Source organism: Paenibacillus sp. RC334 (genome assembly GCF_030034735.1).
In the GTDB taxonomy this organism is placed as follows: domain Bacteria; phylum Bacillota; class Bacilli; order Paenibacillales; family Paenibacillaceae; genus Paenibacillus; species Paenibacillus terrae_A.
The window spans coordinates 1052395-1071918 of record NZ_CP125370.1 but is presented as its reverse complement, the minus strand read 5'-3'; the positions used below and the strand labels follow the sequence as shown (position 1 = coordinate 1071918).

The following is a 19524-nucleotide window of genomic DNA, read 5'->3' as shown; positions in this document are numbered from 1 at the left end:
ACCCCAATTTTAAGGAACTGGCACTTCATGCTCCGGCAGATTGCGGTGTGCCTTCCTTCCCTTGAGCAGCCATAGCTTCGGTGTATCCTGTACCCCTTCAAGTCTCAAACTGAACGCCCTCGGCGGCAAATTACGTATACGTAGCAGCAGACGGTTACCGTCTGCCGCTGCGTCCACAAGCTCTAATGGCCTCAGTGAATCGTTCCTGCCTGTGCGAATCAGATCGCCCGTGGCATCAGCCGCACTCTCCCGGCTCCAGACACGCAGCTCATTCACAGACGGCGTGGCAATCCGCTTGCTGAAAGAAACGACCACCTCATCATCTGCGGTCGATCTTTCCGCACAAAGCGGGATGGGCGGCTCATCGTACATATAGCCGCCCAGATGGTATTCGTAGGCGGTCCAGGCGTCATAACCGCCCTCCAGGGCGGTAGCCCCGAACTGCCGGGTCCATTCGCGGTCCCGAACCATACTCGCGAGTGAACCGATATCCGCCTGCACCCCGAGGGGCAGATTCGGATAAGCGGCGCGTATCCCCTGCGCTATGCGGGCGTAGCCGCCAATATAATGCGGCGGCAGGCGACGACGCATCCAGTCCGGCCAATGGGTCTGGAGCACATGCATATCCGGGGCTACGCATCGGATCATCGCTACTGCGTCCAGCCCCTGCCATTCCCGTAGCTGGCCGGGCACATCGCCGCGCCCGTTCACGGCCAGCGACCACGTCGCTACGCAGATGTCCGGCCGGACATCACGCACGCCGCCTGCGCCGTTCACCAGCTCGCCGATCAGCGCGTTCACGGCGTCCACGCGCAGATCGACCCACTGCGCGTACAGCTCCGGGACCTTCCGGTAGTAATTCCGCGTATGCTTGTCGCGGAAATCCGGAATGTCCTCACCGCTGCGCTCGCGGAAGGCCCGCCGGGCATGCGGGCCAATATCCCCGTACACTCCACTGCGCAGCCCGTTCCATTCGGGAAAATAAGGCTCTGCCACCTCGAACCCGTCAAACGGAATGTCGGTGACCAGCCGGGCAGCGGCTTTCTTTTTCCACTCTACGTATTCCTGTGCAAAATGCGAAAGCCGCTGAAACCCGTCATTCGGTTCGCGCAGCAGTTCCATGCGCCATCCCTTCCACTCTGGCGGCAGCTGTGACACACCGAAGGAACCATTGCCAAGCACCATCGCCCATACCGCGATTTCCCTGCGTTGAAAGGCCGCAACGAGCGCTCCATCTACTTCATTTTCACGCACAACAAAATAATGAACGGTCCGGTAGCCTGCAAGGGCGATTTCATCGGCTATACTGTCCAGCGAACGGTTGGCGTAATAGGGAAACAACGGATCTATTTGAATACTGGGGCCGCTCAGCGCCCATGGCTTTATTTTTCCGGTCAAAGTTATAGATCCTGTTGATTGTGTCCCGTCATTACCGTTATAGCTCAATTGGTTCCACCTCCGTTACCCGTCTCTTCGCTATATGCTCCTGCTGGTTCGCCTATGCTACCATACTTCGCAAATTTGTGAAATGCAGACTTACAGACGGAAATGCAGCACATACTGCTTCACCGTCAGCAATCAGGATATTGGAATAAAGAGTCAGATTAGCTTATGAGCGGATGAGGAGGAAATTACTGATCCCTCAGCGCAGTGTTTTCTCTGTGCTATGGTCTTCCCCAAGACGTTCAGCTCTGTGCACAGCTCCTTTGCGAAAGCGGGCATATAGCCTGCCTCCAGGCAGCACCTCGAACAGTAACATCGTAAGAGAAAAGAATAAGAGCGCAATGACCTCTTCTGCCAAAATATACAGCGGATATGGTCCCAAAACATCCAATATCGACGGTGTTGACGGCTTTCCGGCAAGAAACATATAGTTTGCTCCGAGTACATTATCTACGAGCCAAACGATCAGCCGCCAAGCCATTGAGGAAAAGCATTGCTCCCCCAACGCCCTTCCACGTCGGTTTCAGTCCTTCGATCCATGTCATGTACAAGGCAGCCCATATAATGGCACTATGAGCCACAAAAAAATGAATAAAACGATAGTGCGGAAAAACGTATGCCAAATTAGGCGTGAGTACCGCTTGAAGCGCTCCTCCAATTCCGGCAAAAAGTATGATCGGATACAGCCAGCGGCTACGGAAAATCAGCATCAGAATCGACAGCAGCAGCGTCACACTGCACAGCTCCAGCGGCAATGATGTCTGAGCATCCCAAATGTGCTGCGTCACATACCATATATTCAGAGTTACCTCTGACAGAATGAGTATGGTAACCAGGAGCCAGCGAATCCCCTCACTTAACAGCTTATGCGACTGAATCAGGCCCCGAGTCAGCCAAAGCAGTAAAGCACATAAAATAAGCCCTAGTACAGCCAGCCAATGTGACGAAGTAAAAGCCTCGAATCCTTCCGGTGCAGCAGCATCGAACCAGAACCAGGACCATGACCACGGCTTGTCCATCAAAAGCCCCCTTCTATCTTTTTTCTCTTTCTTGCTTGTTCGACACCTTAGCCTTTATGATAAAAGATATCATATTCAAAGGAGACCTCTCATGCCCATTAATCGCCGTTTGATCACAGATCAGGACTTCACCGAGGCGTTGGAACGACATCTTCGTGTCCGCATTTTTCAGAATGACCAGTTGATTGGTTCGGGCGGAGTCATTATCCGTTTTGACGATCAAACTATAGTCGTGCAATCCAGTGTCAGTGATCTGGCCTACCATCCCAGAAAGCAATGTGAGTTTTTTGAAATAAAAAAATAATCGCTACACACCGGAGAACCATCTTGCTTCGTTTTCCGGTATATAGCGGTTACATTTGCATGTTCTGACACGTTACGTTCTACAGCTGCATTCCACGAGTTTTCATCATGAGCTTGTTCGTAAGCACTTTCAAGTCCTCGGAAGAAGACGAAATTTCCTGCATAATAGCTGTTTCCTCATGAGCGGCTGTATAAATCTTGTGCGCACCTTCCGAGAAGGCTCCTGACATTTGCTGAATACGATTGATCTGCTCGAAGGTTTGATCTACCCGATTCGTTTGCTCTGTCACAGCTTCTTCCATTAAGCGAATACCTTCAACAAATTCACGCACAATCGAGTTCAAACGACTCAACGTCTGATCCACCGAGCTTGTCCGTTCCGCTTCAGCACTGACCAGTGATGTTTGCTGGTGCATTAATTGTACCGTTTCCACAATTTGCGACTGCACACGGCTAACGATGGCATTGATTTGCTGCACCGATTCCGTGCTTTGTGAAGCCAACGCGCGAATCTGGTGAGCGACTACGGCAAACCCGTTACCTTCTTCTCCGGCACGTGCGGCTTCAATGGAGGCGTTCAGCGCCAGCAAATGAGTTTGTTCCGCGATATCCTTGACGGTGCTTGTAATCGCTTCAATTTGTGAAGCTTCCTTTTCCAGTCGTGCAATGACCTGCTGCGAACGACTATGCGAAGCAGTCAGCTCCCCCATTCCCTCCATCAGGGATGAAAAAACCGTCTGCGTCGAATCGACCGAATGCTCCATGTGGCCTGACAGTTCCAGCATATGGCCCGATTTGCTGCGCATCATTTTAAAATCGCCCAACATTCGATCCGCTGTTTCAATAGATTGGACAGACGCATCCTTTTGCTGCTCTACGCCTTCCAATATATCCTCCACCACCGAAGTCATGGATTCAATCTGTGCCGTAGCCTGTACAATAGCCGAACTAAGGTTTTCCGCATTTTGTGAAGTCGCTCTTGAGCTATACGATATCTCGTTAAACATATCCTTGATGTTTAGCATCATACGCCGGAATGCATCATAGAGCACCTTGATTTCATCATCTGAACGACGCTCAGGAATGACTACGGACAGATTCCCTGTCGAGGCTTCCTCTGCCGCCTTTGCCAGTCTAACAATCGGACGTGTGAGGAGTTTGGAGATCAACCACCCCAAAATGCCACTCCACAGAACGCCCATTAACAGAATGATTGAGATATACAACCATTCCTGCGTACCTTGAGCAAGCCAGTCCTTGAGTACAAAAATAAAAAAAGCGCTTGTTCCATAGGTGATTGCAGAAATAGCGACAAATGCAGCAACCATTTTCGTACCTAGTGACATTTTCATGTAATGTAGCCCACCCCAAAAAACTCAAATTTGATTCCATTTTACCATATAATTGCTACATTTCTAGTGGTGTTTTTCACAGACAACCTTATTTATGAGCATAAAGATAGAGAGACTTTAGGCCCTCCACCTTAACAGCCAAAAATAACATGTAACAGGCATCAGCGTACATTAAAAAATGGACGGACCGCACTTCTGCTTGCTTTTCAGGCCATTCGTCACCTATTAAACCATTGATTTCAGGCACTCAACCATTCCACCATTCGGAATTATTGTCATTTTCCTGTTCACCAGCTGTTTTTTTGACTGCTTCAATTGTGTCTATTTGGTGACTGTTTTTTTCCAGTACGGTAAACTCCCATGAGCCTATGGTCATACTCTCTCCCTGTCGGATATCAAAATGCTCTGAAAGCATCCATCCGCCAATCGTATATACGTCTCTGGCCTCAATATCCGTCTCCAAACGCCGATTGACTTCATGAATGAGCGCTTGCGATTTGAGTATGTAACGATGATCGTCTGTTTTTGTAATGAGAGGAGTTAGTGCCGCAGGCGTTTCGGTATCGGTATAGGAAGGAATGTCCCCTACAATCTCCTCCATAATATCCTCCAGTGTGACCAATCCGGATGTGCCGCCATATTCGTCCACCAGCACCGCTACGGGAATACGCCGCTTTTGCATCTGAATCAGCAGGTCCCGGGCCTGAATGGTTTCAATCACCTGAAGCACCGGATGAATATAGGAAGCCATCGTGGTATTCCCTGTGCTGTGCCCTCGGGCCAAATCATGCAGCGCTTCCTTCACTCGGATCATCCCGATAATACGATCCCGATCCCCGTTTTCGGCTACAGGCAGAAAGTTATAGACCTTGTCCTCAATCAGCTCCATAAACTCTGCTACCGTTGCCAGATGAGAAATGGAGCGGATGTGAATACGTGGTACCATAATCTCTTGCGCCGCGCGGTCGTCAAAATCAAATACATTGTTCAGGTAGCGATATTCTGTCGGAGTAATTTCACCACTGCGGTATCCTTCGGATAATGCCAAACGCAGCTCTGCCTCACTGAGAGCCGCATCTTCCTCGGAAACCTTTTTCAGCCCGAACAGTCCCGTAATAACACGCGAGGAACGGCTGAGTACCCAGTTCAGCGGATACGTCATTTTATAGAAGATCGTAATGGGACGGGCAAAAAACAAAGCCATCGGCTCCGCAATCTGTATAGCGAATGTTTTGGGCACCAGTTCCCCGATAACCACCTCGAAATACGTCAAAATCAGAAAAGCCAGCAAAAAGGATAATACTCCCGTGAGTCCGGCAGGAATATGTGCCAGCACAAACAGCGGATGCAGCAGCTTTTCAACCGTAGATTCCCCGAGCCAGCCTAACGCCATCGAGGTTAACGTGGTCCCTAGCTGACAAGCAGATAAATACTCGTCCAGCCGGGACAAAATATTTTTGACAGCTTTGGCATTTTTATTCCCTTCGGATGCAAGCTGATTGATACGGGATACCCGTACGCGAATAATGGAATACTCGGATGCAACGAAAAAAGCAGTTAACGTAATCAGTAAAATGACCAGGATAATATTCACAGTTTCCACAGCCCTCTCTTGCCCCGCCATACGAAGCAAGAAGCCCCCTTATGGCGTTCATTTTTGGATGGACAGATCCTTATAAGTCATTATGTCCATAATCGTGTATTACCCAAAAATGATAAGGAGTAGACTATGGTTGACCAAGTTAGCGAATCGCCAGCGGACTCTTTTGTACGATATCTATCCATTGATCAGCTATCAACTGGTGCCCAACCGCTGTCGGATGAACTCCGTCATGCAGCCAATAGGAGGCGTCCGCCTTGGTAGCTGCCTCGTTCAGCACGCTTTGGAGCGGCACAAATACGGCCCCAAATTCGTCCGCAAGCTGACGCACAAGACGCTGGTAGCCCGTTATTTTTTCCTGCCAAATGTCCCATCGTGCCTCGGTAGCTCCTGTTTTCAAAATAAACGGCTCACACAGCACCAGCCCGGTATCAGGCAGTACTTCACGCGTTTCCTCCAAAATGTGGCGATAGGCTCGCTCAAATCGGTCCGTCACCCCGGACGGCTCCTGCTCCACGATCCGCCAGGCATCGTTCACTCCGATCAGAATACTGAGCAGGTCCGGCTTCAGGCTAAACGTGTCCTCATTCCAGCGTGCATACAAATCCGAAACCCGATCCCCCGAAATCCCCCGGTTCACAAATTCTGGCTGCGTAGCAGTCAAACGGCTCCCCAGTGCACCTGCGATCAGATACACATAGCTCTGACCCAGCCAATGGTTCGCGTCCTCATTCCGTCCTCTTCCTCCATCTGTTATGGAATCACCCTGAAAAAGAATACGTGTGCGTCCTGTATTAGTGCTGCTAGTCATATTCCACATTCCCTCCTTAACCTTTTCCAATAATATCCTTATCATACCTCGTATTCCCCAAATTAGAAAGCGGTTTCAAAACTTGAGAGAATTGTAGATTTGCCATACACTCTTAGGCTGGCTTGTCGTAATGATACGGGCTAGATTGTATAAGCGTACCTATATGTTTTGGAGCCGATGATTAATCAGAAGCAGTAGCCACTCTTGCTCACCAGGAATCCCCTCTCGTAACCTGGCAGCCGCTACAGGTAATATCCAGCTATTCATGCTATCAGCTTTTATATTGGAGCTTCTGCAATATTCATTCAGGTAAGCTCTGTTTAGTATTCTTTTAAATAGACACAATAAAGGCTCCATCGTTCTTGGTGTCCCTGGTGGATTAAACGGAGAAAGCAACATTAATGAGGTTCTTGCTACATCGCACATCGGGTCTCCTATACTTGCGTTTGTCCAATCAATTGCGATTGATTGATGATTCGTCATTAAGATATTGTCGGGGTGAAAATCACCATGACAAACCCAATTACCAGTTGGTAAAGTGTCCATAAATTCACAAATCAGCTTTGTTTTCTCTCCCAATAATTCTTTGGAGTCATTTATTGCTTGCTCCAATCTGTCTTTTTGGCGAGGAAGCTTGGTCGTTGAACAGCGATGAATGCTCCAATGAAGCCAAGCCATTTCTCTTGCATATCTCAAAATTCTATACGGAGAGCTTTGTATCATAGCAAGCATAGATACTCCCGGAATTCGTTCGTAAAGCAGTCCATGTCGCCCCCCTTCTTCCAACATCTCGTAGACACTTGGCGCAGGTACCCCGGCTTCCTTTACGGCTGCGCTAATCTCGGCTTCAAATCGTACCCATTCAGGTTGATAGTTATCGTAATAGAGCTTTAAAACCTGCTGATCGCCCCATTCATAAACCTCAGCACTCATGCCTTTTCCTATCATGGCGCCTTTGTTCAATGTGATCCCTCCATCCGCATTGGTTGCACCTGTCACAATCCCATCCTATACCGCGCGGTACTTGCACACCTCCCGAAAATTACAGCCTCCACACGCTCTGCGGGATGGCATCGGCGTGAAGAAGGACTCGGGCTTCGGCCGATTATAATAATCATCATCGAGACAGGACTTCATTTCCTCGATGTATCGCCCGACATTGCCAACCACCTTGTCGATATCCTCCTGCGCAGGATGGTACACTTCATGCTCTCCGGTCATCAAATATTCCACACGTACCTCGATCTTCTCCAAGGGAAGCTGGTAATGCTCCTGAACATAGGAAGCATACAAAAATAACTGGTCGGAGAAGTCGCCTTCCTTGCCTGTCTTCCAATCTACGATAACCATGTCTCCATTACCTCTGCGGTAGAGCAAATCCATTTTGACATACACCTTGGTCTCATGAAGCAACATCGTATCCCACTTTTCCACCTCGACGATTCGCGCCTCACCCTGCTGCAATTCACGCCAAACCGCAGTCCGGTACAGATTGTGTACCACCGCATGCTGTCGCTCCTTAATCCGGGCAATTCGTTCCGGCAGCACTTCGTCATCATAATAAATTTCAGCGAGCATGATGCGATTTTTGGGGTCTTGCAGCCATAGCTCACGTTGTTGCAGCGATTCCTTGTAACTGTCATTCAGCATGTTCTTCATCGTTGTCTCCAGATACGCCGGACGTGGAACAGCGCCTTTTTCCACCCAACCACGTATGACCGATTCACACATTTGATGCGTAATATTCCCAAATAAAATATATAAGTTGCTCAGCTGCTTGAGCCGATACAACGTAACCTGCTCTTCACTGCCCTGTGCAGGGTTCCAGCCGTTATGCGAGCCGTAATAATGGTAATAGTATTTGCGTAGGCATTCATCGAACGTTTGGGCCCTCGATTGCGAATAGGACCAGGACGGGTACATAGCCATGAATAGGCCCTCCTTCGTTAAAACTTCCATGCTCTATTATACCGCAAGCCTGGACTGCATCGTCCAAAAAGAACGAAGACTTTAACCCAGAGGTTAAAGCCTTCGACGGTCTAGTATAGTCAATTCGCAATAACTCCTGAGATCCGTCCAACTCTGGCTTCATTTTCAATCCTTCGTTGCCGCATGAATCAAATCACTTACATTAACGGCACCCTGCTCACGGACGTTGACAACGAGTACCGGAGTTCCCAGCATTCCGCTGATCCACGTCTTATAATCGTCAACACAATCATTGGGAAGAATCGTCAAGATGACTCCAGCAAATCCACCACCATGTACCCTGCATGCGCTGTCATCTATTGATTGCAAAAACATTTCCGTTAATGCAAGCGCGACAGATACGTCCTGTTCCCGGTCAATCCCACTTCTATATACGTTTTGAAGCCATTTCCATGAAGAATTACCGGATTCGGTGACGAGCCTCAAGAAATCAGAAAAACGTCCCTCCTCCAGCGATTTCACCTGTTCATCGACACGTCTATTTTCTTCAAAAAAATGCAACGCACGCAGCACTGCACGATCTCCTGCTTTTTCCCTGACCATTTTGAGGTTGGCATACAGATCCTCCGGCGATAAGTCACGGCAAACAGAAGCACCTAAGGACTGAGCCACTGCACGCATTTCGTTGGGCACCGCCGCGTAATCGTCCGTTAAATCAGCATGATCTCCGCCTGTATTGACGATAACCAGGGAATATCCGTTTTCTTGAAAATTCCAATGAACTGGATTTATGATCGGTTCCTTGGGGTTTACAAAATCAATGGCAACCAATCCTCCATATGCGCAAGCCATTTGGTCAAGCAGTCCCGACGGCTTGTTCCAGTAGCCATTTTCGGCGTACTGGCCGATTTTGGATTTGGCGACAGCATCCAACGCTCCCTCATTATAAAAATGACTGATTATCGTACATATCAACATTTCAAATGAAGCAGAAGAGCTTAGTCCTGAAGCAGAGAACACATTGCTTGATATATAAGCCCGGAATCCTCCGATGCGATAGCCGAATTTGAGCAAGCCGGCCGCAATACCGCGGACCAGAAGCATCGTACCGTCATCCTCTGGTCGTGGTGACAAGTCATTTAAATCAATGACATATTTCGTTTTGTAGCCTTCGGAAAAGAACGTAATTACAGACTCCTCCACTTTAGCAGCTACAGCGATGGTATCAAGTGTAATACTGCCTGCCAGCACCTTCCCGTGATTGTGGTCTGTATGATTCCCCCCAATTTCGCATCTTCCCGGAGCACTAAACCATTCAATATCCCCGACGCCAAAGTGCTCCCGGTACGCCTGTAGAAGTGATTGATATCGCGTCGTTTGCTCTGCAATCTGCTGTTGACCGTACATTCGAGCAAGTACAATTTGTCCCTCACTAGAATTCAACAGTTCCATATCTTTCATCGTTATTTCCCCCTAGTAGGTAATTTCCACCGTGGCGCCTGGCCGCAAATATATATATGGCGCAACAACAATATAATTATCTCAATTTTCCCTGTGCAAAAATAGGGTACTATTTTAATCTGTAATCGCTTATTTAAATCGTTTCTGTGAGAATGCTTCCTTATTTTACGATAGATTAGATTCGTAAGGATATGCAAAAAAAGAACCGACCCTTGAACGGGCCGGTTCCTGTGTCTATACCTGCATATTCCATGCACCAGCGGTGCAGTTGGACACAGATATGTGGAATTTCTTTTTAGTCGCGTTTCAACACATACTCACCATTACTGTTACGGGTTACTGTAGCACCCAATGCTTCGGCAACCGATTTGAAAGGAACATACAGCGTACCATATTCATCCGTATATGGAGCTTGTGGCAGCGTTAATGTGCTTCCTTCCAGTTCAGCCTGTTTGGAACCGCTTTTCAGCTTGATGGTCTTACCTGTAATATCATCCACAACTGTAATTTGCTTGGCAGCTGCATCCCATTTTAATTCGGAACCCAGTTCGTACGTCAGCTCACGCAGTGGAATGAAGGCCGTACCTTTACGATTCACCAGCACATAGTAATCGTCTTTAGGATCGAAAGTGGTTTCAACTTTTGTAATTTCCAAATCATTTTTTAAAATATTGTAGATCGGAGAGTTCGCATCAAAATTGCGAAGTGTCGCTCCTGGTGTTAATTCAGCTTGTTTATTCAGGTCGATTACACCATTGGAGATATCTACCTTGTCGACTGTTACACTACCGTTTACGTTCCAGGATTGAGTTTCCGTAACAATCGAGAAGGACTTCACTGGAAGACTATCTACTTCTGGCAAAGCAACCGTCAGGTCTGACACTGATTTGCGAACATTTCCTTTTTCATCAAAATACATATCGGTTTTCAGAACCGTATTGGAACTCAGAACCGTTTTAATTTCAGGAGACTGTGCATATAAAGTGCTTACGCCTACATCATATTGAGCAACGGCCAGATCCAAATACTTTTTAACCTCGGTATAAGCCTCATTGACCAGTTTTTCCTTGTTCGTGTTCAGTTGGCTTGTGACTTGATCAGCACCATCAACATTCATGCTGGAAGCGATATTTTTAGTAAAATCAATCGCTTGCCCGATCAGTTCTTTCAAGCCTGCCTCGTCCTTGGCCAGATTGGTCAGGAACGGTTTTACCAATGTTACCAGCTCATCCCCACGAAGCTCCGCATGCAAGCGGGTCAGCTTCACTTTATCCTTCTCACCGTATACTTCCTCGGTTACAGACGTTGCAGAGATGGTCGAAGGGTTAGGAGCATGCTTGAGTACAAGTGCTGCGGCTGTTTTCGTCAGATCTCTTACATCCTTGGAGTATACATAAGGATCAAATCCGGCAGGCAGACCGCTCAAACTCTCCTGCGAGTTCAAAGATATGTAATAAGGTTTTTTGGCACCTTCCAGTTGAATAGCCACACCTTGACGGTCCAAAGCAATTTCAAACGGCAAATTATACTTGTCGATGTGCAATGTGCCCTTGGCGGAAGCGAGTTCCTCCGATTGTACCTTGGCCTCATCCACTGTTACGGAAATGGAATTGATTAAATCAACAATTTCCTGATCTCCTTGTGTAATGCCTGCTTTTGGAGTCAATTTAAGAGATATCTTCTCCGTTGACTGCTGGGATTTCACATCAAGTGTGCCCAAAAGATTTTTACTTACATCAAATCCGCCTACTGCCTGGCAACCCGTCAAAGCTACCATTAGCAGAATAAGAGGGACGGCAATCCATTTTTTTATATTCATATTAATCCCCTTTCAAAGATATTTCCGTTATCTCTTCTATTATCTCAGTGTTGACACGCATTGTAAATGAGTAGATTGGAAAATAGAAGTAGTCATTTAGGATCATTTTTCGGCCTGTAGCATCCGGTGAGCCAGCAATGCCATCTCCAGACAACGACGTTTATCCGGGTCTGCCAGATTTCCTCCTATGATCTCGTTAATTTTGTCCAGCCGATTGTAGAGAGTTTGCCTGTGAATGTACAGGATTCCGGCAGTATCGCGCTTGGAGCCATGGCATCGAAAATAAGCATCCAGCGTATCCAGAAGCTGCATATGGTGCTCACGGTCATGCGCAATCAGCCCGCCCAAATGATCCTCTACAAACTCTTGTAAAAAAGGAGTGCGGGGCACGGCCTTCAACAACTGATAGATTCCGATACTGTCGTAAAAAAATCGATCTCTCATGGCCGGAACGCTTCGCGCCACTTCAATAACCTGATAAGCCTCTTCAAAGCTACGGCCTGCTCCGGTCATCTGGTACCTCACTTTGCCGAAACCTGCATGAATGCGCACCTTGTCAAGCTGCCCAGCAGCATAGTTCTGAATATATTGCACGGTATGGGCAAGCACTTTCTTCATTTGTGCCCCGGAACGCAGAGTCAATTCCTCCTTGGCGCAAAGAATGTAGCACTGGTTACCCTTCATCATGAGCAGATTGTGCAGCGTCTCCTTTTTCAGCAAAGAACGGAGCAATACCAATATATCCTGGTTAATGGACTCCTTGCGCACCTGACTGGCTTCCTTATCCTGATGCTCCACCTCAATAACCCCAGCCCAAAATAAATACTGTCCCTTGGGCAGCAGACGCAGCCCCATCCGGGTCTGAGCCTGTTCCTCGCTGGGAAGCTGTCCGTTCAGCACATCCTGAATCAGTTCATTCTGGTTGCGTAACAACCGGTCTTCGAGGAACTGAGTTCTCAGCACCAGCGTAGCGGCTGCCTTGGCCGTGTAATCCAGCAGCAGTGACAGTTCTTCCGTCGGCGTTTCGCCATGCAGCACCAGAGCTACTGCGGAAAACACCTGCCCGAAGCAGACAACCGGCTGAAACAAGACGGCGGTGGATTCATTGAGATGAAACAGCAAGTGACCTTCCCGGTCAGACGTCATGCTGGATTCCACCTCATTGGCATAAAAATTCGCAATGCGGTCAGCCACATCAGGCTGGATAGAAGGCACGAACCGATTGGTATCAATGGAAGACATGTAGATGACCTGTCGGGCGGCATAATCATGAAGTACCCGTAAAAGGGCACTCATATCCGTGCTGCGCAGCGTCTCCTGCTGAAGCTGGCGCGAGAAGCGCTCCAGATCTTTCAGCAGTTCATGGTGGCGGTTAATAAGCAGGGAATGAATATCTTGCGTGATTTCAACAAAGCGTACCGGCTGTTCAAATACGATGACCGGAAAATGATGCCGTTCCGCCAGCTCCAGGATTTCCGGCGGAATCTCATGGATGCTCGTACCCAGCTCCACGCACAGTCCTGCGGCTTCGGAACGGATCAGCTGCTCCATATACTCAGCGCGTTCCTCCCCTTCCCGGGTCAGCCACAGGCCAGTCGTCAAAATCAGGTCATGACGGCTCACAAAGGGGGTTACGTTTGTGATTTCCAGCACATGGACCCAGCCGACCCGGTGACTCGTGCCCTGCTCCCCGGCCGCCAGCTTGGCCCGCCGGAATACCGGACGTTCCAGCACATCCGCAATGGTAAAGGTTTTTTTACCGTTCATCGGGATTCTCCTTATGTATATGTCTTTATGTCATTTTATATGACACCTATTCATCAAAAAGTCGAGCCTTGAAGTCAGATAATCCGACAAAATGTATGATGTCAAGGAGCTTTCCCACTTGTAAACTGTACCTAATCTAACATGAATTGCATTTGTCGGCTTGAGTCCATTTAACTAATTGGCAGGCTGCACAAAAATGATAATGCAATTTTTGAATCCGTTTGGTGCAGAAACATTGCAACACAGAAACACAGCAGCACTGCAACAAAGCAGCGCAGCTGCCCTGAAGAACAATTATTTGCCGTTGGATAACAATTATTTTCAGGAGAGGTGAACAAAGTGAACATTGGAATTCCGAAAGAGATTAAAAACAATGAAAATCGTGTCTCCTTGACACCTGCTGGTGCAGCTCAGATGATCCAGCACGGACATCACGTGTTTGTGGAAAGTCATGCAGGGGTTGAAAGTGGCTTTACAGATGGAGATTATGCCACGGCGGGTGCAACGATTGTACAGCACGCAGCGGATGTGTGGTCTCAGGCGGATCTGATTATCAAGGTGAAGGAGCCGTTGTCCTCAGAATACGGATATTTCCGAAAAGGGCTGATTTTGTTCACCTATCTTCATCTGGCTGCTGAGCCGGCACTGGCCCGGGCGCTGACGGACAATGGCGTAACTGCTATCTCCTATGAAACATTAGATGTCGGGGGAAGCCTTCCACTGCTCACCCCCATGAGCGAGGTCGCAGGCCGAATGGCTGTGCAAATCGGGGCACAATTGCTGGAAAAACCGAAGGGCGGCAAAGGCATTCTGCTGGCAGGCGTGCCGGGAGTCAAGCGCGGCAAAGTGACCATTATTGGCGGCGGGGTCGTCGGCACGAACGCTGCGAAGGTCGCCATCGGCCTCGGCGCGGACGTGACGCTGATCGATCTGAGCCTGCATCGGCTGCGCCAGCTGGACGATATTTTCGGCAACCAGCTTCATACGCTGGTGTCCACACCATCCAACATTGCCGAAGCCGTAGCGCAGAGCGATTTGCTGATCGGTGCTGTCCTGATCACTGGAGCCAAAGCCCCTCGTCTCGTAACGGAGGCTATGGTGCAGACGATGCAGCCCGGTTCTGTGATTGTGGATGTCGCTATCGACCAGGGAGGTATTGTCGAGACGATTGACCACATCACGACACATGATCAGCCAACCTATGTGAAGCATGGCGTCATTCACTATGCCGTAGCGAACATGCCGGGCGCAGTGCCGCAAACCTCGACGCTTGCTTTGACGAATGCGACGCTTCCCTTCGCCCTCCAGCTTGCAGATCAGGGGGTTCAGGAAGCCCTTCGCAGAAGCAAGCCATTGCTCAGCGGCACGAATGTCCTGAACGGTCATATCACCTACGAGGCGGTAGCCCGTGATCTGGGTTATCCTTACGTTCCGGTGGATCAGGCGTGGCAGACAAAAGCCTTAAAATAGAGTCGCGGTAGCTCAAAGAACCACACGTTCTTCCCCTCGGGGCATGACCATGTGGTTCTTTTTCTTCTAGCTGAATCCATTATTCTCGCTGCATATCAGACGATTTCTGCTGTCAGAAACGTCTGGAGACGGCGGTAAATATCTGTGATCTCTTCCAGTGACATGCGAACCAGTCCGCTGGACGAAGGGGCTACAAACTCATACATCTCGGGGATCAGCGGCTCGGGCTGGAATCCCCAATCTGCTTTGGATTTTTTACTGTATTCGGTATATACACCTTTGCCAACAAAGCAGGCAATCTTGGGACGGTATTCCTTTAGCTTGGCATACAGCTTCAGACGTCCTTCGGCGTATTCCTCGCGTGCAATGTCCTCCACTCCCCTCGTGGGCCTGGAAACAATGTTCGTAAACCCGTAGCCAAGCTTGAGCAGCTCCCGATCCTCTGATGGATCGTACAGGCGAGGGGTCAAACCCGCTCCCTCCAGTATGCGCCAAAAACGGTTGCGCGGGTTCGCATAATGATGCCCCACTTCTCCTGACTTCAAGCTGGGATTGAAGCCGATGAATACGACAGATAATCCGTAATCCAAATGATCATCTACCTCATGCAGCTCTGTCTTGGTTCCTGTTTCTCTCTCTTCCATGGCGCCCCTCCCTCAAACGATATCCAGCGGCTGCTTCTGCGTAGGCGGCGGAAAAGCTTCATCTATTTGTTGCAGTTGTTCAGGAGTGAGCCGGATATTCGCTGCCGCTGCATTTTCCCGTACATGTGATTCCTGTACCGCCTTCGGGATTGCCCAGATATCGCCATCTCGTATGACCCATGCGAGTGCAATCTGGGATGGCGTTACCCGGTGACTGGCAGCGATGTCCTCCATGACGGGATGTTCCAACAGCCCCCGCCGTAGACGTCCGCCTTGTGCAATCGGGCAATACGCCATCACAGGCACACCATGTGTACGGCTCCAAGGAAGCAGATCATATTCAATCCCCCGCGAAGCCGCATGATATAGCACTTGGTTAACCGCGCAGGTATCGCCTCCAGTCAGGCTCCACAGCTCCTCCATGTCGGACTTGTCCAGATTGGACACGCCCCAGTTGCGGATTTTGCCCTGCTCACGCAGTTTTTCCATGCCTTGTATCGTCTCTTCCAGCGGGATATTCCCTCGCCAATGCAACAAATACATGTCCATGTACTCCATTCCCATGCGGGTCAGGCTCGCTTCGCACGCTTGAGCCAGCCCTTGGCGGTCTGCATGATGAGGGTATGCCTTGCTGACGAGATACACCTCGTCCCGACGGCCCCGAATGGCCTCCCCGACGATCTCTTCTGCACCGCCCTCAGCATACATTTCAGCCGTATCGACCAACGTCATGCCCAGATCCAAGCCAAGTTGAAGCGCGCGCACTTCCTCTTGCCGAAACGAAGCTTTTTCACCCATATGCCATGTCCCCTGTCCGATCAGTGGCACCTCACGGCCATCAGCCCATGTGATTGCACTTTTCTTCTGTTGGCTCATGTGTTCTCCCTCCTTACTATATCTGCTCAGGACTTATCTGCTAAGGACTACATCTGCTCAGGAACCTGATGCCGCAGGCTTGTCAAAGACATGGCTCTGGGTCCAATGCTGTCCACCATCCGAGGTGGTATACATAACCGGAGCCTTCTCTGAATCCGAGAAAATAGCCCAGCCCTCCTTGGCATTGGCCATTCCGATTTGCTGGCTACCATAGCCGTCAAAGCTTTGTTTGCCATTGTTCCACGTCTTGCCTCCGTCATTCGTCCAGCCGATGGTATTAGGCTTGTCGCACGGTGCGCAGTAGCCACCCATCAACGCGGTACTGCTGTTTACCGCATAGAGCATCCCCGGTGCCGCCCCTTCGTTCTTGGGAACCTGATGGTCTTGCTGGCTAATGCCGGGCGCCGGACCGCCGCCAGCGGTCGCATTGGCCAGCACAGCACGCCAGCTTTGGCCACTATCGGCGGTATGCCAAAGCGAATATGAGGTCTGATTCATACCCGTATCCCCAACCAGCTCAATCCAAGCGTTTCCGCGTTCTACCGAACGAATGATTACACCGTTCAGAGGCGCTTCGGTTGTCCGAGACAGAACGGTGGTCCACTTCTGACCGCCATTCATTGTATGTAAGATACGGAACGAGCCCTCTTTGCTTTGCGTTACTGCCCAACCGTTTTGCTGATCATGATAGTATGGTTCCCCAACGGTATGATCAGGTACGGGAAACGCGGACCAGGTTTGACCACCGTCCTTCGTATATTGATTTCCGCTGAATCCTTCCTTGGACGATACAAAGTGCAAAAAGCCCGCTTGTCCTTGCTTCGGCACCGTCCCGGTACTTTCCCAGCGTTGGCCTCCATCCTGAGTCGCCAGCAGCGTACCGCTGTCTGCCACGACGGCCCATGCCTGCTGCCCATTCAAGGCAAAAATTTGCTGCACTGTCCCTTGGCCCTGATATTGCACATCCCATGCCGCTCCGGCTGAACCGGATGTACCTGCGTCTGTCCGGGCAATCCAGCCCTTCCCGCCGATCCAGCCGGATTTACCGTCGATCAGGCGCAGCGCGGTAACATCGTCCATGCGAACCTTCGCCGCATTCGCATCTGTGGATGCTTGTCCACCTGCCCCCGAAGCACCCGGTTGCGCGGAAGCAGAGCCCTTTTGCCCATCCTGAACGGTTTGACCGTTCTGCTCTTGCTGTCCGGTTTGTCCTGCTTGTGTTGCACCTGCTCCACAACCTGCTGTCATGATGGATACGGCGAGCAAAAGCGCCCAGGCCGGTAATTTTTTCTTCATTTTCGTTCATCCCCTTACTGTGTTAGTACAATGCTGCTTGGGTATGTAATCGCAGCAAGGTATATCCTATGTATTACCCTGCTGTCTTCGTTTCACTCTTGACGGATGAAAACCCAAAATCGACGGTATGGAAAAACTCGTCTACGGATGTACAGGAACAAAACCGCCTTGTTCAATGATCCGTTTGCCATCTTCGCTTTGCAGCCACTGGAGCAGCCGTTGAACCGAAGGGCTGTACTTCTCTCCTTCCCGTGTGACCACGAACAATTGAGCGGTGAACGGATATTGTTGCGAACGGATATGCTCCTTGTTTGGCACTACTCCGTCAATGGACAAAAATCTAACTTCTTGCCGCTTATGCATCACATTGGCAAAATAATAAAACGAATACCCGAGCGCATTGTGATCCTTGTTATAATCGGCAACTGCATTAATCATACCACCCATGATGCCAATCGTGCGCTCCCGGGGCGGCTCGGCCATCTCATGGTCTGCCATCACTTTCTTTTGCATATACGTCTGACTTCCCGAATTTTCTTCCCGCTGATAGGCTACAATCGGCTGGTCCTTGCCTCCCACTTCACTCCAATTATGAATGGAGCCTTCATAAATGCGACGAATCTGCTTTGAGGACAAATTATGAACCGGATTATCAAAGTGAACGAGAAAAATAAACGCATCCCGCCCAATTGGAGTAAGCTTTATTTTCACTCCCTGACTTTTCGCAAGTTGCAGCTCTCCATTGGATGGTCCTGCCACCAGAATGAGATCCGCTTTCTTGTTGATCAGATTTACATACGCCTGATGCGTTGTGTTGAATCTCAATTCGTGCGCCGCGCGCGCCTTGCTCATTCCGGTCAGCTCATGCAGCATATCCTGTGCGAACGGAATCGCCGCTGTAGCCCCATCGACCACTGGAAAATCCCGTTCTGCGATCAACGGACGATGAGGCAGCATCAGTGCAATGGTCAGCACAATAACGAGCGCGGCAGACATGGCGGCAACGACCCATTGCCATCTACGATCTACCTTTCCGTTCTTTCCTGTCACCGCCGGATAACGATCCACCCCAACACCCACTACCATTCCGGCGATCGGCAGCAGTGCAGTCAGCAGAAACCAGATTTCACCATGCTGTGTATACGGCTCCAATACCTCCAGTACAGGCTCCGCCCACGCGTGATAGATTGAAAACAGTTGCCACGAGTCGCCCCACACTTCGGATGGTTGGCCGCCAGAGCCTTGTAACCCCACAATCCATAAACCCAGGCCACATAATAATGATAACAGCCCTGTCAGCATGAGCGGAAGTTTTCGCAGACTGAAAATACGCGCACTCCAGACACCGTAAGCCGCAAAAATCAGACCGATGATCCAGGCGTATAATATCATCATCACAATGACCGCAGTATCCGTCACACCTTCGCGCCTCAGCAGAAGCTGTACATTAGACGCCACAGCCATACTCCAAAATACATTAAACATGACTGAAAACAATCCAAACATAAATGTACCGCCCAGCCACGGCCAAAACCATGCTAGTCGCATGGAGGCGCCTGTTTCCCGCTCGGTTATAATTCCCTTTGGATCAGACATGTACATCCCCCTATATCTTTTAAATAAAATGAGTCTTTAAGCCACTGCTCTTTCATTGTACAATTATGGTAAAGATTAGTATACGAGGAGATGGTAAAAATGTCCTTACGGTATTTCACTGCCAACCGCCGCGTGGCT

The 19524-nt window shown here is 49.6% G+C and carries 15 protein-coding genes and 1 pseudogene; 2 read left to right on the top strand and 14 right to left on the bottom strand.

From position 1 onward, the window contains the following. Positions 1-9: 9 nt before the first annotated feature. Both QMK20_RS05085 and QMK20_RS05080 read right to left on the bottom strand, forming a co-directional pair. On the bottom strand, positions 10-1446 hold the full coding sequence (locus QMK20_RS05085) for an N-acyl-D-glucosamine 2-epimerase (protein WP_283654861.1): 1437 nt from the start codon (positions 1444-1446) through the stop codon (positions 10-12). Positions 1447-1642: 196 nt separating this feature from the next. Next, positions 1643-2462, bottom strand: a pseudogene (locus QMK20_RS05080) (YwaF family protein). A 91-nt stretch (positions 2463-2553) separates the two neighbouring features. Between QMK20_RS05080 and QMK20_RS05075 the strand changes: the two are divergent. Next, positions 2554-2766 carry a hypothetical protein gene (locus QMK20_RS05075; RefSeq protein WP_283654860.1) on the top strand — a complete coding sequence of 71 codons (213 nt, stop codon included), beginning with the start codon at positions 2554-2556 and terminating at the stop codon, positions 2764-2766. Between the two features lie 79 nt (positions 2767-2845). Here QMK20_RS05075 and QMK20_RS05070 read toward each other — a convergent pair whose 3' ends face one another. The 8 genes from QMK20_RS05070 to QMK20_RS05035 all read right to left on the bottom strand — a co-directional run bounded on the left by QMK20_RS05070 (position 2846) and on the right by QMK20_RS05035 (position 13504). Further along, positions 2846-4117 (bottom strand): methyl-accepting chemotaxis protein, encoded by a 1272-nt coding sequence (locus QMK20_RS05070; protein ID WP_283654859.1) that lies wholly within the window; start codon positions 4115-4117, stop codon positions 2846-2848. 247 nt (positions 4118-4364) lie between these two features. After that, on the bottom strand, positions 4365-5720 hold the full coding sequence (locus QMK20_RS05065; protein WP_283656207.1) for a hemolysin family protein: 1356 nt from the start codon (positions 5718-5720) through the stop codon (positions 4365-4367). A gap of 139 nt (positions 5721-5859) precedes the next feature. Continuing rightward, a complete protein-coding gene (locus tag QMK20_RS05060) occupies positions 5860-6573 on the bottom strand; it encodes an SGNH/GDSL hydrolase family protein (protein ID WP_283654858.1) in 714 nt (237 codons plus the stop codon). 114 nt (positions 6574-6687) lie between these two features. After that, complete coding sequence (locus tag QMK20_RS05055; RefSeq protein WP_283654857.1) at positions 6688-7491, bottom strand: phosphotransferase family protein; 804 nt, start codon at positions 7489-7491, stop codon at positions 6688-6690. Between the two features lie 45 nt (positions 7492-7536). After that, positions 7537-8457 (bottom strand): PD-(D/E)XK nuclease family protein, encoded by a 921-nt coding sequence (locus tag QMK20_RS05050; RefSeq protein ID WP_283654856.1) that lies wholly within the window; start codon positions 8455-8457, stop codon positions 7537-7539. 165 nt (positions 8458-8622) lie between these two features. Continuing rightward, positions 8623-9918 carry a galactokinase gene (locus QMK20_RS05045; RefSeq protein WP_283654855.1) on the bottom strand — a complete coding sequence of 432 codons (1296 nt, stop codon included), beginning with the start codon at positions 9916-9918 and terminating at the stop codon, positions 8623-8625. Between the two features lie 295 nt (positions 9919-10213). Further along, positions 10214-11737, bottom strand: coding sequence for a copper amine oxidase N-terminal domain-containing protein (locus QMK20_RS05040; protein WP_283654854.1), 1524 nt, complete (start codon positions 11735-11737; stop codon positions 10214-10216). Positions 11738-11839: 102 nt separating this feature from the next. Then, the gene (locus tag QMK20_RS05035) at positions 11840-13504 is read right to left on the bottom strand and encodes a PucR family transcriptional regulator (RefSeq protein ID WP_283654853.1); all 1665 of its coding nucleotides are present in this window, start codon (positions 13502-13504) and stop codon (positions 11840-11842) included. A gap of 339 nt (positions 13505-13843) precedes the next feature. Here QMK20_RS05035 and ald point away from each other — a divergent pair, with 339 nt between their 5' ends. Beyond that, entirely contained in the window at positions 13844-14974 is a 1131-nt protein-coding gene (gene ald / locus QMK20_RS05030; protein ID WP_283654852.1) for an alanine dehydrogenase, read from the top strand. Positions 14975-15069: 95 nt separating this feature from the next. Here the strand turns inward: ald and QMK20_RS05025 are convergent, their stop codons facing one another. From QMK20_RS05025 to QMK20_RS05010, 4 genes are all read right to left on the bottom strand, one after another. Continuing rightward, a complete protein-coding gene (locus QMK20_RS05025; RefSeq protein ID WP_283654851.1) occupies positions 15070-15618 on the bottom strand; it encodes a mismatch-specific DNA-glycosylase in 549 nt (182 codons plus the stop codon). Between the two features lie 12 nt (positions 15619-15630). Further along, entirely contained in the window at positions 15631-16494 is an 864-nt protein-coding gene (locus QMK20_RS05020) for an aldo/keto reductase (RefSeq protein ID WP_283654850.1), read from the bottom strand. A gap of 57 nt (positions 16495-16551) precedes the next feature. Next, on the bottom strand, positions 16552-17790 hold the full coding sequence (locus tag QMK20_RS05015) for a beta propeller repeat protein (protein WP_283654849.1): 1239 nt from the start codon (positions 17788-17790) through the stop codon (positions 16552-16554). Between the two features lie 141 nt (positions 17791-17931). Continuing rightward, positions 17932-19386 (bottom strand): PstS family phosphate ABC transporter substrate-binding protein, encoded by a 1455-nt coding sequence (locus QMK20_RS05010; RefSeq protein ID WP_283654848.1) that lies wholly within the window; start codon positions 19384-19386, stop codon positions 17932-17934. Between the last annotated feature and the right edge of the window lie 138 nt (positions 19387-19524).

Bases quoted from the DNA above. Each gene is read 5' to 3' on its own strand.
- QMK20_RS05075 (WP_283654860.1), top strand. From the start codon at position 2,554: ATGCCCATTAATCGCCGTTTGATCACAGATCAGGACTTCACCGAGGCG.
- QMK20_RS05070 (WP_283654859.1), bottom strand. From the start codon at position 4,117: ATGAAAATGTCACTAGGTACGAAAATGGTTGCTGCATTTGTCGCTATT.
- QMK20_RS05060 (WP_283654858.1), bottom strand. From the start codon at position 6,573: ATGATAAGGATATTATTGGAAAAGGTTAAGGAGGGAATGTGGAATATG.
- QMK20_RS05050 (WP_283654856.1), bottom strand. From the start codon at position 8,457: ATGGCTATGTACCCGTCCTGGTCCTATTCGCAATCGAGGGCCCAAACG.
- QMK20_RS05045 (WP_283654855.1), bottom strand. From the start codon at position 9,918: ATGAAAGATATGGAACTGTTGAATTCTAGTGAGGGACAAATTGTACTT.
- QMK20_RS05040 (WP_283654854.1), bottom strand. From the start codon at position 11,737: ATGAATATAAAAAAATGGATTGCCGTCCCTCTTATTCTGCTAATGGTA.
- QMK20_RS05035 (WP_283654853.1), bottom strand. From the start codon at position 13,504: ATGAACGGTAAAAAAACCTTTACCATTGCGGATGTGCTGGAACGTCCG.
- QMK20_RS05025 (WP_283654851.1), bottom strand. From the start codon at position 15,618: ATGGAAGAGAGAGAAACAGGAACCAAGACAGAGCTGCATGAGGTAGAT.
- QMK20_RS05020 (WP_283654850.1), bottom strand. From the start codon at position 16,494: ATGAGCCAACAGAAGAAAAGTGCAATCACATGGGCTGATGGCCGTGAG.
- QMK20_RS05015 (WP_283654849.1), bottom strand. From the start codon at position 17,790: ATGAAGAAAAAATTACCGGCCTGGGCGCTTTTGCTCGCCGTATCCATC.
- QMK20_RS05010 (WP_283654848.1), bottom strand. From the start codon at position 19,386: ATGTCTGATCCAAAGGGAATTATAACCGAGCGGGAAACAGGCGCCTCC.